The following is a 13621-nucleotide window of genomic DNA, read 5'->3' on the forward strand; positions in this document are numbered from 1 at the left end:
CAGCAGCGGACTAACAGTCCGCTCTACCGTCCGCTCTACCTCGGACGCCGCTTGTACAAAAAGGGCCCGGCATTGCCGGGCCCCTTCGCTTACCAGATCACCACGCGCTTGTCGTCGGCACGCACCATCGCGTCGCCCGGCTTGCACTCGAACGCCTGCGCGAACGCCGGCATGTTCGACGGCGCGCCATTGGCACGGAAGTTCGCCGGCGCATGCGGGTCGGTGTTCAGGCGCACGCGCAGTTCGCCGTCGGTGAAGTTGCGGCGCCACACGGTGGCCCAGTTCATGAAGAAGCGTTGGTCCTGGCTGTGCCCATCCACGGCGACATTGGCCTTGGGGTTCTCCTTCAGCGCCATCTGCAGCGCGTCGTAGGCCACGGTCAGGCCGCCCAGGTCGCCGATGTTCTCGCCCAGGGTCAGCTTGCCCTTCACGTTCACGCCCGGCAGCGATTCATAGCCATCGAACTGCGCCACGAGCTGGTCGGTGCGACCCGTGAAGGCCTTGCGGTCGCTGTCGGTCCACCAGTTGTCGAAGTTGCCATTGGCAGCGAACTGGCTGCCCGAATCATCGTAGCCGTGCATCATTTCGTGGCCGATCACCGCACCGATGCCGCCGTAGTTCAGCGCCGGATCGGCCTTGGCGTCGAAGAACGGCGCCTGCAGGATCGCGGCCGGGAACACGATCTCGTTCTTCGTCGCGTTGTAATAGGCATTGACGGTCTGCGGGGTCATGCCCCACTCGGTCTTGTCGACCGGCTTGCCGATCTTGTTGAGCATGTAGCGGTAGTTGAACGCGCGCGCGGCCTGCATGTTGCCCAGGTAGCTGTCGGCGTTGGTCTCAAAGCCCGACCAGTCGCGCCACTTGTCCGGGTAACCGATCTTCGGGGTGAAGCTGGCCCACTTCTCCAGCGCCTTCTTGCGGGTGTCTTCGCCCATCCACTCCAGCTTCTCCAGGCGCGCCTTCAGTGCCACCGAGAGGTTATCCACCAGGTGCTGCATCTGTTCCTTGGACTCGGCCGGGAACACCGCGTCCACGTACAGCTGGCCAAGGCCTTCGCCGATGGAAGTGTTGACCGACTCCAGCACGCGCTTCCAGCGCGGCTGCATTTCCTTCTGGCCACGCAGGGTGGTGCCGTAGAAGTCGAAGTTGGCCTTTTCGAACGCGCTGCTCAGGTAAGGCGCCGCGTCATCGACGGTGTGGAAGCGCAGATAGGCCTGCCAGGTCGACGCCGGCACCTCGGTGAGCATCTTGTCCACTTCGCCGAAGAAGCCCGGCTGGGCCAGCGAGAATTTCTGTGCGGCCGGCACCTTCAGGGTGTCGAACAATGCAGTCCAGCTGAAGTTCGGAGTCAGCTTGTCCGCTTCAGCGGCGCTGACCGGGTTGTAGCGCTTGGCCGGGTCACGCAGTTCGATGCGCGACAGCGAGGCCTTGGCCAAGCGGGTTTCGAACTCCATCACCGCCTGCGCCTGGGTCTTGGCCTGCGCGGCGTCCACCCCGGACAGGGTCAGTGCCTGCGCGATGTAGGCCACATAGGCCTCGCGGATTTTGGCCTGCGATTCGTCGAAGTAGTAGCCCTTTTCCGGCAGGCCCAGGCCGCCCTGGCCGACATAGGCGATGACGTTGGCCGAGTCCTTGTAGTCGGCGTTGGCCGACAGCGAGAACAGCACGCCCTGGCCCTGTGCCTGGCTGTCGCGCAGGTACTGGGTGATGGCGGCGGTGTCGTTCAGCGCGGCGATCTTGTCCAGCTGCGGCTGCAGCGGGGCGATGCCGGCCGCTTCGATCTTTGCTTCATCCGAGCCGGTCTTCCAGATATCACCGATCTTGGCTTCCACCGAGCCGGCCTTGGCCTGGCTGGCGGCCGCCTGCTGCACCAGCGCGTGCTGCACTTCCAGCGAGCGCTCGCGCAGGATCTCGAAGCTGCCCCAGGTGGTCTGGTCGTTCGGCACCGGGTTGGCCTTGAGCCAGCTGCTGTTGACGAACCCGTTGAGGTCGGTACACGCGGCGATGGCCGGATCCAGGTCGGCGCTGTTGAGCGAGATCAGCGGCGTCTTGATCTGCGACAGATCGAACGCCGGCTTGGCATCGGCCACGGCGGCAGCCGGCGCGGTATCGGTCTTGCCACAGGCCGCCAGCGACGCGGCGATGGCAACGGTCAGGCCCAGCGGGACCAGCTTGGAAAACTTCATTCGACTCTCCGGCTACAGGGAAGCATCACCCGCAATGCGGGCAATCAGGCAGCGTAGCGCGGGTGAGCGGGTTCGGGACCGGCCAAAGGTCACAGGCTGTATCGACCAACGGTGGATACCTGCCTGCCCCCGCCCGGTAGGTGCGGACCGTTGGTCCGCACGCACGGAGCGCAGGGAAATCCACCAACGGTGGCTATTTACCGTGCTTTGCCCTGGTTCGCCACGGCCTCAGCGGCCTTGCGGGCTGCTTCCGGGTCGCCCAGGTAGCGGAACGACTGCACGGTCAGGTCTTCGTTGAGCTCGAACAGCAGCGGGATGCCGGTCGGGATGTTGAGCTCCAGGATGGCTTCCTGCGAGACGTTGTTGAGGTACTTGTACAGCGCGCGCAGCGAATTGCCGTGCGCGGTGACCAGCACCGTCTTGCCGTCCTTCAGCTGCGGCGCGATCGCGTCGAACCAGTACGGCAGCACGCGGTCCAGCGTGGTCGCCAGCGACTCCGTGCCCGGCAGCGCATTGCGGTCCAGCGTCGAGTAGCGACGGTCGTGGATCGGGTGGCCCGGATCCTCGCGGTCCATCGCCGGGGGCGGGATGTCGTACGAACGGCGCCAGATCTTGACCTGGTCCTCGCCGTGCTTGGCCGCCGTCTCGGCCTTGTCCAGGCCCTGCAGCCCACCGTAGTGACGCTCGTTGAGGCGCCAGCTCTTGCTCACCGGCAGCCAGTCCTGGTCCAGCTCGGCCAGTGCGCCCTGCAGCGTGTGGATCGCGCGCTTCAGCACCGACGTGTGCGCCACATCGAACTGCAGCCCCTCTTCGCGCATCAGGCGGCCGGCGGCGGCGGCCTCGCGGCGGCCCTGCTCGGTCAGTTCCACGTCCACCCAACCGGTGAAGCGGTTGTCCAGGTTCCACTGGCTCTGGCCGTGGCGCAACAGTACGAGTTTCCGGGTCACTGCGGTTTCTCCGAGGGGATGGCGAGGCAGACCCCCATTGTAGCGGCAGCCGCCGGTTCAGGGATGTGGATGACCGTGATGGCCCTGCGCGTCCGGGCTGCTGCGGCGTGGCTCATGCGTCCGCCCATGCGCGTGTCCGGCATGGTCATGGTCATGATCGCCGTGCCCCGCCTTCACCGCCGGCGTGCCATCGCCGCAATCATCCCCGCAATGGTCCGCCTCGATCTGCAGCGTCACATGATCGATGCCGAACTCCTCGTGGAGCGCCGTGCCCAGCCGGCGGCGCAGCCCGTCCGCATCCACGCCTTCGGCGACCACCACATGCGCGGTCAGCGCCGGCGTGCTCGAGGCCAGCGCCCACACATGTAGATCGTGCACATCCTGCACGCCCGCGTGCGCGCACAACCGCGCGCGCACCGCCTCCACCTGGATGCCCTTGGGCACGCCTTCCAACAACACATTGATCGACTCGCGCATCAGCACCCACGTGCGCGGCAGCACCCACAGCCCGATCAGCACCGCCAGGATAGGATCGATCGGCCTCCACCCGGTCCAGCGGATCAGCAGCGCGCCGATGATCACCGCCACCGAACCCAGCATGTCCGCCCACACTTCCAGGTAGGCGCCCTTCACGTTGAGGCTCTCACCGCTGCCCGCGCGCAGCAGACGCATCGAAATCAGATTGATCACCAGCCCGAAGGCCGCGATCACCAACATGCCGGTCGACGCGATTTCCTGCGGCTGGCGGAACCGCGCCACCGCCTCCCACAGGATGTAGCCGGCCACCACGAACAGCATGCCGCCATTGATCATCGCGCCCAGCGCTTCCAGCCGCGCATAGCCGTAGGTGCGCCGTGCATCCGGTGGGCGCCGGCTCAGCCGCACCGCCACCAGCGCGATCATCAGTGCCAGCGTGTCGGTGGCCATGTGCGCCGCATCGGACAACAGCGCTAGGCTGTTGGTCCAGAAAGCGCCCACCACCTCCACGATGAGGAAGGTGGTGGTCAGCCCCAGCGCCCACCACAACGGCTTCTCGTGGCGGATCTCGCTCGGCAGGTGATCGTGGTCGTGACCCATGGCAACAGCTCCTGTGCAATGGGCAAAGCCTACTGCGGCAGCCGCCGGGGAGACTATTACGGTGTTTATAACATTGCAGGACTCGCCGTCTGGGCATGGGGCGTGCCCGGAAACCGCTGCAGCACAAGGCTCGGCACGGCGCATCCCTCGATCGAGGGATTCGACAGGGTCGCCGACGTCAAATAATATTGATTCTCAATTGCTTCGCAGCCCCCGCCGCCGTGTCCCGTTCGCTACCGCCCTCCCCCTCCCCGACCGTACCGGCCGGTGCCACCCCGCGCCGCGCATCGCCGCGCAAGGCTGGAAACGGCGTGCTCTGGGCGCGCGGCGGGCTGGCCCTGCTCGGCGGCTACGCGGTTGCGGCCACCTGGGCTGCCGCGCTGGCGCGCCTGCTGCCCGGCAGCCTGGCGGATGCCGCACTGGCCGCGACCATGGCCTCGTTCGTGATCTACACCCTCGCCGCGATCTGGGCCTATGCAGCGCGCAGCGTCGCACGTGCGGCGGTGGAGCTGGCACTGGCAGCCGCCGTCGGCGCGGCACTGTCCACCCTGCTGGCCGGGAGCGCGGCATGAGCCAGGGCTTCCGCCAGTCGCAGGCGGTGCTGCACACCTGGTCCGGCCTGGTGGTCGGCTGGGTGCTGTACCTGATCTTCATCGCCGGCACCGCCAGCTACTGGCGGGTGGAACTGACCCGCTGGATGCAGCCGGAACTGACCCTGCCGGCCACTACCGCGATCGCGCTGGAACAGGCGCAGGCCTTCCTGGCGCGCACCGCGCCGGATGCCACGCGCTGGTCCATCGAACTGCCCGGCAGCCGCAGCAACGCCACCACGGTGCGCTGGCAGCCCAAGGATGCACCGGAACCCAAACGCGGCCAGCCCAACCCGTGGCAGGCCACGCTGGATGCAAACGGCACCCCGGTGCAGGCGCGCGAAACGCGCGGCGGCGATTTCTTCTACCGCCTGCACTTCGACCTGCACTACGTGCCGGTGATCTGGGCACGCTGGTTCGTCTGCTTCTGCACCATGTTCATGCTGGTGGCCATCGTCAGCGGCGTGATCACCCACAAGAAGATCTTCGCCGACTTCTTCACCCTGCGCCGCGGCAAGGGCCAGCGCAGCTGGCTGGACGGGCACAACGCACTGGCGGTGCTGTCGCTGCCGTTCCACCTGATGATCACCTACACCGGGTTGATCACGCTGATGACCGTGTACATGCCGTGGGCGGTGGATGCCAACTTCGGCGGGCGCGATGCGTTCTTCGCCGAGCTGTTCCCGCGCGAGGCCAAGGTCGAGCCGCTGGACCAGGCCGCCACGCCACCGGCACTGGCGGCCCTCTTACCGGTGGCCGCGCGGCAGTGGGGCGAAGGCCATGCCGCCTCGGTGGTGGTTGACCAGCCCGGCGATGCGGCGATGCGCATCACCCTGCGCCGCGACAGTGGCGACCGCATTGCCGACAGCGGCGAACCACTGCGCTTCGATGCCCGCGGCACGCTGCTGGGTGAGGCCCCGCGACGCTCGGCCACCGTGTACACCCGCGACGGCATGATCGGCATGCACGCCGGCCGTTTCGCCCCCACCGCGATGCGCTGGCTGTTTTTCCTGTCCGGCGTGGCCGGCACGCTGATGGTGGCCACCGGGCTGGTGCTGTGGACGGTGAAGCGGCGCGAACAGCTGCCCGATCCCGCCCGCCCGCACCTGGGTTTCCGCATCGTGGAACGCCTGAACATCGGCTTCGTGGCCGGCCTGCCGGTGGCGATGCTCGCGTTCCTGTGGGGCAACCGGCTGTTGCCGGCCGCACTGGAGCAACGCTCCAAGGCTGAAATCAGCGTGTTCTTCGCCGCGTGGGCGGTGTGCCTGGTGCATGCCACGCTGCGCCTGCCGCGCCGCGCGTGGGTGGAACAGCTCGCCTGTGCAGGCGTGCTCGCCGTGCTGCTGCCGGTGTTCAACGTGGCGGCCTGGCACGGCGGCATGTTCACGGCCTTTGCCGCAGGCGACCTGGCCAAGGGCGGCATGGATGTCGGCCTGCTGCTGATCGGTGTCGGCCTGTTGTGGGCTGCGCGCAAGGTCAACCGGCATGTGCCGGCGCAGCGTCGTGTGCGTGCGCCACGCGCCAGCGCGGCCACCGCGACCGGGCCCGGCGCATGACCGTGCTTGCCCTGCTGCTGTCGCTGTTCGGCTTTGCGTGCCTGTCGCTGGCGATGGAACGCCACCACCGGGATGTCTTCGGTACCGCCCCTGCGCCGGCGCGCCGCCGCCGGCTGCGGCTGCTCGGCTGGGTCGCACTGGGCGCCGCCGTGGCCTGCAGCATCAGCGCCTGGGGCCTCGCCTACGGCGTCATCGCCGGTTGCGGCATCCTCGCCGCCGGTGCCGCCCTGCCCCTGCTCTGGCTCAGCTACCGGACCGCGCCCACGGCGCGACCCTCGCCACGCTCCGCCGCACCGCGTGCGCCCGATTCCTGATCTTCGCTGCTACCGAGGCTTTCCCATGTCCCGCTTCCGCACCGCTGGCGCCCCGCGCCGGACCACCCTTGCCCTGTGCCTGGCGCTGGCCGCCACGGCGCCCTCTCTGGCGCAGGCCCAATCCGTCGCCACGCCGGACGGGGACACCCCGAAGACCACCGAGCTGGACAAGGTGATGGTCACCCAGCGCACCGAGGGCTACCAGGTGTACGGAACCAACACCGCCACCAAGCTGCCGTTGACCCTGCGCGAAACCCCGCAGTCGCTCACGGTGTTCACCCGCCAGCGCATCGAGGATTTCAACCTCATCACCATCGCCGAAGTACTGCAGCAGACCCCGGGCGTGACCGTGCAGTCGTATGACAGCAACCGCACCCTGTTCAATGCGCGTGGCTTCGCGATCAACAACTTCATGTTCGATGGCGTGCCGACCAACTACACCACCGGTGCCGGCGGCAACTCGATCCTCAGCGACACCTCGATCTACGAGCGCATTGAAATCGTGCGCGGCGCCAGCGGCCTGGTGACCGGCTCGGGCAATCCCTCGGCCACGGTCAACATGGTGCGCAAGCGCCCGACCGACACCTTCCAGGCCAGTACCAGCCTCAGCGCCGGCTCGTGGGACTACCAGCGCGGTGAAGTGGATGTCTCCGGCCCGCTCACCGACAACGGCCGTGTGCGCGGCCGCTTCGTCGGCGCCTACACCGACAAGGAAAGCTGAGTGCGTTTCCAGCATGACAAATCGCCCAGCCTGTACGGCGTGATCGAAGCCGACCTCACCGACAGCACCCGCCTGCGCGCCGGCATCGATTACCTCAAGACCGAATCCGACGGCGGCGCCTGGAGCGCCTCGCCGCTGTTCTTCCGCGATGGCAGCACCGCGAAGATGCCGCGCTCTTACAGCGCCGCAGCACGCTGGAACGAATGGAACCGCGAAAGCACCAACTATTCCCTCACCCTGGAGCAGCAGTTCGGGGCCGGCTGGAGCGGTCGCCTGGCCTACAACCGCCGCAACACCGACACCGACAGCCTGCTGCTGGCCGGCTCCAATACCGGCAACTGGGCCGACCCGGTCACCGGCCTGGGCCTGCGCATCGCCGATACCTATTCGGTGTCCGAAACCCGCGAAGATGCCTTGGACCTGTATGCATCGGGCCCGTTCCAGCTGTTCGGGCGCCAGCACGAACTGGTGGTGGGCGTGAACCATTACGACCGCGACCTGGACACGATCCGCGCCGGCATCAGCTCGCGCCCGTACAACGTGGCCGCCTTCCCCAGCATCTACAGCTGGGACGGCAACATCGGCAAGCCGACCACCTTCAACTACGGCATTCCCTCCAACACCACCACCACCACTGAAACCGGCTACTACGCCGCGGTGCGCCTGAACCCGATCGACCCGCTCAAGGTCATCGCCGGCGTGCGCTATTCGGACTACAAGAGCAGCACCGACAATTTCGACGTCAACGGTGTGTTCACCGGGCGCAGCGCGCGCACCACCGCGCACGAGCCGACCCCGTACCTGGGTGCCATCTACGACCTCAGCGCGAACATCTCCGCGTTCGCCAGCTATTCCGATGTGTTCCAGGCCACCGCGCTGCGCGACATCAACAACCAGCTGCTGGATCCGGTGACCGGCAGCAACTACGAATATGGCCTCAAGGGCGAGTTCTTCGGCGGCCGCCTGTACGGCTCGCTCAACGGCTTCTACATGAAGCAGGACAACGTGGCCACGCGCGACCCGGCCGGCGCCGACATCGTGCTGCCCGACGGCAGCGTGCCCTACATCGCCAGCAAGGGTATCGAAACCAACGGCGCCGAATTCGAACTGTCCGGTTCGATCACCGACACCTGGAGCATGACCGGCGGCTACACCTACGCCTACAGCACCAACCCGGACGGCAGCCGCTTCGCCAGCACCAGCCCCGTGCAACTGGCACGCTTCAACACGACCTGGCGCCACGGCAGGTGGATGGTCGGCGGTGGGTTCACAGTGCAGAGCGAGATCTACCAGATGCAGCCGATCCCGACCGGGCGCTACACCGCGGCCGGGGCCCCGATCACCGCCACCGGCAAGATGCGCCAGGGCGGGTATGTGCTGTTCGACCTGATGGGGCGGTACCGGATCACCGACAACGTGAGCGTGGGGGTGACCGTGACCAACCTGTTCGACAAGGTGTATTACCGGAATGTCGGGTTCTTCAATTCGGGCTACTGGGGCGAGCCGCGCCGGGTGTTGTTCAATCTGCGGGCCAGTTTCTGAGGGGCAGTCACGCAGGGCATGGCTCCATGCGGCGCGGTAGGCGACGACCGTTGGTCGTCGCGGCCACATTGCGCATGGTGGGCTGACCAATGGGGCATAGCTGAGGGGTGTGGCGCCGGTTAGGATCGGGTGGGCGGCGTATCGCCGCCTGCCCCGTTCCGCTGGAAGTTTCCGATGCCGCTTCGTGCCCGTTCCGCCGCCGCCCGCCTGATCCTGGCCGGGCTTGTCCTGGTTCCCCTGCTTGCCGCCGCCCGCGAGGTTCCCGCGCCGGCCGAACATGTGGATGCCGACGGCCCCTACGTGTTCATGACCAGCAAGGGCCACCAGGCGCAGTGGGTGTGCAATGACCACGTGGTCGAGCGTGACCTGCCGGCGCGCGGTGCCGGCACCGTGGTGCTGCCCGAATGCGGCTACCCGCATCCGTTGACGGTGGCTGCGCCTCAGCGGGCCAGCACCGCGCAGTACCCGGCCACGCCGCGCATCGTGGCGGTGTCGGACATCCACGGTCAGTACGGCCTGCTGGTGAAGCTGCTGCGCGCCCATCATGTCATCGATGACGACGACCACTGGTCGCTGGGCAGCGCAACGCTGGTGGTGGCCGGCGATGTATTTGATCGTGGCCCGCAGGTGACCGAGGCCTTCTGGCTGCTGTACAGCCTGCAGCAGCAGGCCGCTGCGGCCGGTGGCGCGGTGCACTTCGTGCTGGGCAACCATGAAACCATGGTGCTGTACGACGACCTGCGCTACGTGAACCCCAAATACCTCAAGAGCGCCCAGCTGCTGGGCCGCAGCTACCCGGCGCTGTACGGCGCCGACTCGGTGATCGGCCAGTGGCTGCGGACCCGCCCGGTAATGCTGCAGATCGGCGATACGCTGTTCCTGCACGGCGGCATCGCGCCGCAGAACCTGGACCTGGTACGCGGGCTGGACGCCACCAACACCCTGTACCAGGCTTCGGTCGGCCTGCCCAAAGACCAGGTCAAGGCCGCACCGGACACGGCACGCCTGTTCGACGGCAAGACCAGTCCGATCTGGTTCCGTGGTTACTTTGACGGCCAGATGGATACCGACCAGGTCGATACCCTGCTCAAGGACCTCGAGCTCAAGCGCATCGTGGTCGGGCATACCTCGATGCCGCACGTGAGCAGTTTCCACGGCGGGCGCATCATTGCCATCGACAGCAGCATCAAGAACGGGGAGAACGGCGAACTGCTGTTCATCGAAGACGGTGCGGTCAGCCGTGGCCTGCTCGATGGCTCACGGGTGCCGCTGGCCGAAGGAAAAATGGGCCTGGAAGACTGACCGGCCTTCACTGCTGCACTTGCCCACCCGCCACGACACTTCGTCTTCCAGCAGGTCTGCCGTCATGCGCCCTGTTCGGCGGTAACCAGCGGCTTCACCCGCGCCGGGCGGCTGGGGAAGGCGTGGCGCACGATCCTCCACATCACCTGGCCGAACTGCTTCGGCAGCGAACCGGTGTTGTAGTGCTGGCCATAGCGCGCGCAGATCTCCTTCACCTCCACCGCGATGGCGGCGTAACGGTTGGCCGGCACATCGGGGAAGAAATGGTGCTCGATCTGGTGACTCAGGTTGCCGGTCATTACGTTCATCGCCTTGCCGCCGGCAATGTTCGACGAACCGCGCAGCTGGCGCAGGTACCAGTGGCCACGGCTTTCATCGCGCACGCATTCCTTCGGGAAGGTCTCCGCGTCGGCGGTAAAATGCCCGCAGAAGATCACCACATAGGTCCACACATTGCGGATCACATTGGCCACCACGTTGCCGAGCAGCACCGGCAGGAAGAACGGGCCGGCCAGCGCCGGGAACAGCAGGTAGTCCTTGAACATCTGCCTGCCCATCTTGCGCCCCACCGGACGCGCCTGTGCCAGCAGCTGGCGGAAGGTGATCTTGCCGGCAAACCAACGGCCCAGGCGCAGGTCCTGGATGGCGATGCCCCATTCGAACAGCAGCGCAAACACCACCGCCACCACCGGCTGGGTCAGGTAGAACGGGCGCCAGCGCTGTTCGGGGAAGATCCGCAGCAGGCCGTAGCCGATGTCATCGTCCAGCCCGCGTACGTTGGTGTAGGTGTGGTGGCGGAAGTTGTGGGTCTTGCGCCAGTTATCGGCGGTGCCGACGATGTCCCACTCATAGGTGCTGCCCTGCAGCTGCGGGTCGCCCATCCAGTCGTACTGGCCATGGATGACGTTGTGGGCCAGTTCCATGTTTTCCAGGATCTTGGACAGCGCCAGCAACACCACGCCGGCAATCCAGGCCGGAATCAGCACGCTGTGCACGAATGCGCCCAGGAACAACAGCGCGCGGCCGGCCACGCCGGTCCAGCGCACGCCCGCGACCACGCGCCGGATGTAGCGCGCATCGGCGTCACCCAGCGTCGCCAGGTGGCGGGCACGCAGGGCGTCCAGTTCGTTGCCGAACGCGTCGAGTTCGGCGGCGGACAACACGCGGTTATGCACGGCAGGCATGCTCAGAGCTCCAGGATCAGGTCGGTGCTGGCGCTGTTCACGCACAGCTTCACTTGCGTGGCCGGTTCGGCCGCGTACTCGCCGGTCAGGGTGTGGCGGGTCACGCCACTGGCTTTGCCGCACACACAGGTATTGCAGATGCCCATGCGGCAGCCGCTGGCCGGGCGCAGCCCTTCGGCTTCCAGCGCCTGCAGCAGCGAGGTACCGCGCGGCAGTTCCAGGCTGCGGCCACTGCGGCGCAGCTCCACGCGCACCGTGCCGGTTTCTGCATCAGGCAGCACCGGCGGGGTGAAGGCTTCGGACTGAAGCGTGGCCACCCGTCCCTGCAGCCGCGTGTTGGCGGCCTCGACGAAACCGCCCGGTCCACAGGCCATCACCTGCGCGCTGGAAATATCGCCCAGCGCGCTGAAATCGTAGTCGCCCACGCGCGCGGCCGGCGCGGTCGGATCGCGGGTCAGCGCAAGGTGCACGCGGAAACCGGGGTGGCGGGCGGCGATATCGGCCAGCTCGTCGGCGAAGCACACCGCCTCGCGCTGCTGCGCCCAGTACACCAGGTCCACCTGCACCGGCATGCCGGCGGTCTCCATCTGGCGTACCAGCGCGCGCATCGGGGTGATGCCGCTGCCCGCAGCGAGCAGCAGCACCCGCGCCGCAGGCGCCGCCGCCAGGGTCATCTCACCGAAGGCCTGGCCCAGCTCGAACACCTCGCCCACCTGCGCGTGCTGCGCCAGGTGCTGGCTGACCTTGCCGCCCGCGACCATTTTCACGGTGATCGCCAGGCAGCCGTCATCCAGCAGGGTCGGGCTGTAGCTGCGCGACAGCCGGCGGCCGTCCACTTCCACGCCCAGATTCACGTGCTGGCCCGGGGCCACCCCGCGGAAATGCCGGTTCGGGCGCAGGACCAGAGTGACCGCGTCGGCGCTGGCCGCATTGCGGGACACCAGCCGTGCCCGCGCCCGGCGCAGGGTCCATAGCGGATGCACCCGGCCGGCCCAGAAGTCGAAAAGCTCCTCGGACACCCAGTGGCGGGGCGAGAGGGAGGAACGGCGGGCGGCAGGACGAGGAAGTGCGCTCATGCCGCCACTATACGGGCGAGCATACAGCTGTGTATACAGTTGTATATTGCCCAGACCGGCTATGATTCAGGGACTTGACCGTCTGGCCTCTGGATGACCCCGCCCGATTCGCACCTGACCGTCCACGACGACGCCCTGCCGGCCCGCAAAGCCTCGATTTCACGTGAGGATCTGCTGGCCGCCGCCCTGACCCTGATCGGCCCGCACCGCAGCGTGTCGACCCTGAGTCTGCGCGAGGTTGCCCGCGAAGCCGGGATCGCCCCGAATTCCTTCTATCGTCAGTTCCGCGACATGGATGAACTGACGGTGGCCCTGATCGACCTGGCCGGCCGTTCGCTTCGCACCATCATTGGTGAGTCGCGGCAGCGCGCGGCATCGTCGGATCGCAGTGTCATTCGCCTGTCGGTGGAAACGTTTTTTGAACAGCTGCGCGCCGACGACCGCCTGCTGCACGTATTGCTGCGCGAAGGCAGCGCCGGTTCGGATGCCTTCAAGCAGGCCGTCGAGCGCGAACTGAACTACTTCGAAGAAGAGCTCTGCGTGGACCTGATCCGGCTGGCGCATGCTGACAACGGCGCGCTGCTGCACGAGCCGCACCTGGTCGCCAAGGCGATCACGCGACTGGTGTTCGCCATGGGCGGCACCGCGCTGGACCAGCCGCCCGAGCGCGACCCGGAAATGATCGAACAGACCGCGCAGATGCTGCGCATGATCATCACCGGAGCGCGAACGATCGCGGGATATCCGCCGACTCGCTGAGCCTTCACGGCTGCTCAGGGTGCGGCACCTGCCGCCGCGTCATATCCTCCGCCCACATGCTCGACACCCTTCCGTCAATGGCGGCGCCGTACACCTTGATGGTGTACGCGCCGTCAGGTCCGGTGACCGCGGTGTCGAAGCTGTCGATTCTGATTTCGCCCACACCGGCCTTGAGCACGCGGATGCAGGTGTGGCCGAGGCTGTGACTCTGCCCCTGCGCCCCGTAATAACAGACCTCCATCCCGGCAAGCGGGCGGTGCCAGATGGCGGACCTGACCGTGTCGTTGGGGCACGCCGCCGCCACCCTGCCCGAGCAGCGCCGCAATGGCGCCTGGCTGCGCGTCATCGCCGGTCGCGCCTACGGCGA

13 protein-coding genes are annotated in these 13621 nt (G+C 67.1%); 7 read left to right on the forward strand and 6 right to left on the reverse strand.

Translation table 11 applies throughout. The features are described from left to right. Positions 1-89: 89 nt before the first annotated feature. The 3 genes from KVS69_RS15140 to KVS69_RS15150 all read right to left on the reverse strand — a co-directional run bounded on the left by KVS69_RS15140 (position 90) and on the right by KVS69_RS15150 (position 4210). Positions 90-2186, reverse strand: coding sequence for a M13-type metalloendopeptidase (locus KVS69_RS15140; protein ID WP_217538769.1), 2097 nt, complete (start codon positions 2184-2186; stop codon positions 90-92). A gap of 197 nt (positions 2187-2383) precedes the next feature. Further along, a complete protein-coding gene (gene gpmA / locus KVS69_RS15145; protein WP_093533129.1) occupies positions 2384-3133 on the reverse strand; it encodes a 2,3-diphosphoglycerate-dependent phosphoglycerate mutase in 750 nt (249 codons plus the stop codon). Between the two features lie 57 nt (positions 3134-3190). Beyond that, positions 3191-4210 carry a cation diffusion facilitator family transporter gene (locus KVS69_RS15150; RefSeq protein WP_217538770.1) on the reverse strand — a complete coding sequence of 340 codons (1020 nt, stop codon included), beginning with the start codon at positions 4208-4210 and terminating at the stop codon, positions 3191-3193. 221 nt (positions 4211-4431) lie between these two features. Between KVS69_RS15150 and KVS69_RS15155 the strand changes: the two genes are divergently transcribed. The 6 genes from KVS69_RS15155 (at position 4432) to KVS69_RS15175 (ending at position 10235) form a co-directional block, all read left to right on the forward strand. Beyond that, positions 4432-4782, forward strand: coding sequence for a hypothetical protein (locus KVS69_RS15155; protein ID WP_217538771.1), 351 nt, complete (start codon positions 4432-4434; stop codon positions 4780-4782). Further along, positions 4779-6356, forward strand: coding sequence for a PepSY-associated TM helix domain-containing protein (locus KVS69_RS15160; protein WP_217538772.1), 1578 nt, complete (start codon positions 4779-4781; stop codon positions 6354-6356). Before KVS69_RS15155 ends, KVS69_RS15160 begins: the two co-directional genes overlap by 4 nt. Continuing rightward, positions 6353-6670 carry a DUF3325 domain-containing protein gene (locus KVS69_RS15165; RefSeq protein ID WP_217538774.1) on the forward strand — a complete coding sequence of 106 codons (318 nt, stop codon included), beginning with the start codon at positions 6353-6355 and terminating at the stop codon, positions 6668-6670. The genes KVS69_RS15160 and KVS69_RS15165 overlap by 4 nt, the downstream gene beginning before the upstream one ends. A gap of 25 nt (positions 6671-6695) precedes the next feature. Next, positions 6696-7391 (forward strand): TonB-dependent receptor plug domain-containing protein, encoded by a 696-nt coding sequence (locus tag KVS69_RS21100; protein ID WP_254622212.1) that lies wholly within the window; start codon positions 6696-6698, stop codon positions 7389-7391. Next, a complete protein-coding gene (locus KVS69_RS21105) occupies positions 7392-8933 on the forward strand; it encodes a TonB-dependent receptor (RefSeq protein WP_345776813.1) in 1542 nt (513 codons plus the stop codon). Positions 8934-9107: 174 nt separating this feature from the next. Further along, on the forward strand, positions 9108-10235 hold the full coding sequence (locus KVS69_RS15175; RefSeq protein ID WP_217538776.1) for a metallophosphoesterase: 1128 nt from the start codon (positions 9108-9110) through the stop codon (positions 10233-10235). Positions 10236-10297: 62 nt separating this feature from the next. Here the strand turns inward: KVS69_RS15175 and KVS69_RS15180 are convergent, their stop codons facing one another. Together KVS69_RS15180 and KVS69_RS15185 are read right to left on the reverse strand one after the other, a co-directional pair. Next, positions 10298-11419 (reverse strand): acyl-CoA desaturase, encoded by a 1122-nt coding sequence (locus tag KVS69_RS15180; protein ID WP_217538777.1) that lies wholly within the window; start codon positions 11417-11419, stop codon positions 10298-10300. 2 nt (positions 11420-11421) lie between these two features. Then, entirely contained in the window at positions 11422-12495 is a 1074-nt protein-coding gene (locus KVS69_RS15185) for a ferredoxin reductase (RefSeq protein ID WP_217538778.1), read from the reverse strand. A 93-nt stretch (positions 12496-12588) separates the two neighbouring features. Between KVS69_RS15185 and fabR the strand changes: the two genes are divergently transcribed. After that, entirely contained in the window at positions 12589-13254 is a 666-nt protein-coding gene (gene fabR, locus KVS69_RS15190) for an HTH-type transcriptional repressor FabR (RefSeq protein ID WP_068850302.1), read from the forward strand. Between the two features lie 4 nt (positions 13255-13258). Here fabR and KVS69_RS15195 read toward each other — a convergent pair whose 3' ends face one another. After that, the gene (locus tag KVS69_RS15195; protein ID WP_217538779.1) at positions 13259-13495 is read right to left on the reverse strand and encodes a hypothetical protein; all 237 of its coding nucleotides are present in this window, start codon (positions 13493-13495) and stop codon (positions 13259-13261) included. Positions 13496-13621: the final 126 nt, after the last annotated feature.

Source organism: Stenotrophomonas sp. GbtcB23, assembly GCF_019091045.1.
Classification (GTDB): Bacteria; Pseudomonadota; Gammaproteobacteria; order Xanthomonadales; family Xanthomonadaceae; genus Stenotrophomonas; species Stenotrophomonas rhizophila_A.